Here is a 2,723-nt window from a genome sequence, read left to right as displayed (position 1 = left end):
CGCCTTACGGTGGAGCTGTGCGTAGATGTGATCAAGAGACAGCGGGGCGTGACCGTCGCGGAGCACTCGGAAGCAACAACGCCCTCCGTCGCGCACCGCGTGGCGGCGCTGGACTGGGCGCGGATCGGGGCGGAGCTCGACGAGCGGGGCTGCGCCACGACCGGTCCGCTGCTGACGCAAGCGGAGTGCGGGGCGGTCGCCGCGCTCTACGACCGCGAGGAGGGCTTCCGGTCGCGGATCGTCATGGCCCGGCACGGCTTCGGGCGGGGCGAGTACCGCTACTTTGCCTATCCGCTGCCCGATCCGGTCGCGGCGCTTCGCACCTCGCTCTGGCCGCCCCTCGCCGCAGTCGCGAACCGCTGGGCTGCGGCGCTCGGCGCCGCCCCGGACTTCCCGGCCGACCACGCGGACTACCTCGCCCGCTGCCGCGCGGCGGGCCAGGCGAGGCCCACGCCGCTCCTGCTGCGCTACGGCCCGGGCGACTACAACTGCCTCCACCAGGACCTCTACGGCGACCTCCACTTCCCCCTCCAGGCCGCCTTCCTGCTGGACGAGCCGGGCGCCGACTTCGAGGGCGGCGAGTTCGTGCTGACGGAGCAGCGGCCCCGCATGCAGTCGCGCGCCGAGGTGGTGCCGCTGCGGCGGGGCGAGGGCGTGGTTTTCGCGGTGAACCAGCGGCCGGTGCAGGGGACGCGGGGGACCTACCGCGTCGCGATGCGCCACGGCGTCAGCCGCCTCCGCGCCGGGCGGCGCCACACCCTCGGCGTGATCTTCCACGACGCGCGCTGACCGGCGGCGCGGCCCCGGATACCCGCGCAAGGAACGGGGTGCGGCGCGCCCGGGGCCGGGCGAAGGTCCCGGCTGGCATCGCAGGGAAGGCGTGGCGGATGGCGGGAACAAGGGGCGGCGCGACGGCGTCGACGATGGGCGGGCGGGAGTGGGCGATGCTCCTCGCCCTAGCCGTCCTCTGGGGCGGGTCGTTCTTCTTCAACGGAGTCGCCGTGCGCGAGCTTCCGCCCCTCACCCTCGTCTGGCTCCGCGTCGCGGTCGCGGCGGCGGCGCTGGTCCTCGTGCTGCGGGCGCTCGGGATCGTCATGCCGACCGACCGTCGGGTCTGGGCCGCCTTCCTCGGCATGGGGCTGCTGAACAACGTCGTCCCCTTCTCGCTCATCGTCTGGGGCCAGCACCACATTGCCAGCGGCCTCGCCTCCATCCTCAACGCCACGACCCCGCTCTTCACCGTCCTCGTCGCGCACCTCCTCACCCGCGACGAGAGACTCACTCCGGCGAAGGCCGCGGGTGTCGCGGTCGGCTTCGCGGGCGCGGTCGTGATGGTTGGCCCCGCCGCGCTTGGCGGCCTGGGCACCGACGTGCTCGCCCAGCTCGCCTGCCTCTCGGCCGCCCTCGTCTACGCCTTCGCCGGCATCTTCGGGCGACGGTTCAAGCGGATGGGGGTGGCTCCGCTCGCGACGGCGGCGGGCCAGGTCTCGGCCTCGACGTTCCTGCTGTTGCCGGTGGTGCTCCTCGTCGAGCGCCCCTGGGAGCTAGCGATGCCCTCCGGCCCGACCTGGCTCGCCGTCCTCGGGGTCGGCCTCCTTTCTACCGCCGTCGCCTACTGGCTCTACTTCGCCATCCTCGCGGCGGCAGGGGCGACGAACCTGCTGCTCGTCACCTTCCTTATCCCAGTGAGCGCCATCCTCCTCGGCTCGCTTGTCCTGGGCGAGGTGCTGCTGCCCCGACACTTCGCCGGCATGATCCTCATCGGGGTCGGGCTGGCGTTCATTGACGGGCGGCTGCCGCGCCGGCTCATCGCACGGCGGCCCGGGAAGGCAACTTGATGACTGGCCCCTCGCGCCCGCCGCTCGGGTGGACCGGCGCGAGCGACCGACTGATCCGGGTGTGACGCTGGTTCGCGTTGGGGAGCCAACGCGTCGAAATGGCATACCGCGCCGTCGCGGGCCGGCGGCGTCGACTTAAATCCGAAGGCAGCCACCTCCGCAACGTTGGGCTCACGCGCGGGGCCTACAGTCGGGCGCGCTTCTCCGGACTACGCGTGCGGCACGCGCATGGCGCGGGCAATCGCCGCTTCAGCAGCGATCATCGGATTTGAATCGATCTTTCCTGTAGCGTCCTCCGCGACAACGTTACGACCGAGGACGGCGGTCGCACTCCACGCGAGGCGGCCATCTCGACGTGTGGGCTCCTTCCTCGCGAGCCGCACTAAAAAGGCGAAGCGCCACCCTTCGCGCTGTAGAACAGTTTGCCGGTCCGCCTTGGCCGCTTCCCCAAACGGAGAACCCCATGCTCACCCTAGACCTCCCGGTCGGGCCGTACTGGCTCGACCTGCCACGCGGCGTGCGCGTGGAAATCCGCCCCGTCACTACCGCCGTGATGGCCGCCGCCCAGGCCGGCTCCGCCCGTCGCCTCGGCGCGCTACGGGCCGCCGAGGCCGACCTCGACCCCGACATGGCGCGCGGCCTGGCCTTCGCCTTCCTGGTCAAGGCGCTCGCCCGCCACGCCGTTACCGCCTGGGATGGTGTGGGCGACGCCGCCGGCAAGCCCCTCCCGCTCTCCCCCGAGGCGGTCGAGCGGCTCATGGACATGGACGAGATGGCCGCCGCCTTCTGGGACCGCGCGACCGGCCCGGTCGCCGCCGTGGCCCTGGAGGGAAACGGCTGAGGGCCCGGGCCGAATGGCACTTCGGCCAGGGCCCTGATTACTGC

Annotated in this window: 3 protein-coding genes; all 3 read left to right on the top strand. The window is 72.5% G+C overall.

Annotated elements, in window-relative coordinates; genetic code table 11:
* The coding region (locus ROTAS13_RS22520) for a 2OG-Fe(II) oxygenase (RefSeq protein ID WP_371329263.1) at positions 1-789 on the top strand (789 nt) is incomplete at its 5' end.
* A 155-nt stretch (positions 790-944) separates the two neighbouring features.
* Positions 945-1,838, top strand: a complete 894-nt coding sequence (locus ROTAS13_RS22515; RefSeq protein WP_252570938.1) for a DMT family transporter — start codon at positions 945-947, stop codon at positions 1,836-1,838.
* Between the two features lie 463 nt (positions 1,839-2,301).
* Positions 2,302-2,679, top strand: a complete 378-nt coding sequence (locus ROTAS13_RS22510; RefSeq protein ID WP_075823499.1) for a hypothetical protein — start codon at positions 2,302-2,304, stop codon at positions 2,677-2,679.
* Positions 2,680-2,723 lie beyond the last annotated feature (44 nt).

The organism is Roseomonas sp. TAS13, from assembly GCF_001950415.1.
Classification (GTDB): Bacteria; Pseudomonadota; Alphaproteobacteria; order Acetobacterales; family Acetobacteraceae; genus Roseomonas; species Roseomonas mucosa.
The sequence above is the reverse complement of the archived record's forward strand: the minus strand, read 5'-3'. Positions and strand labels throughout refer to the sequence as shown.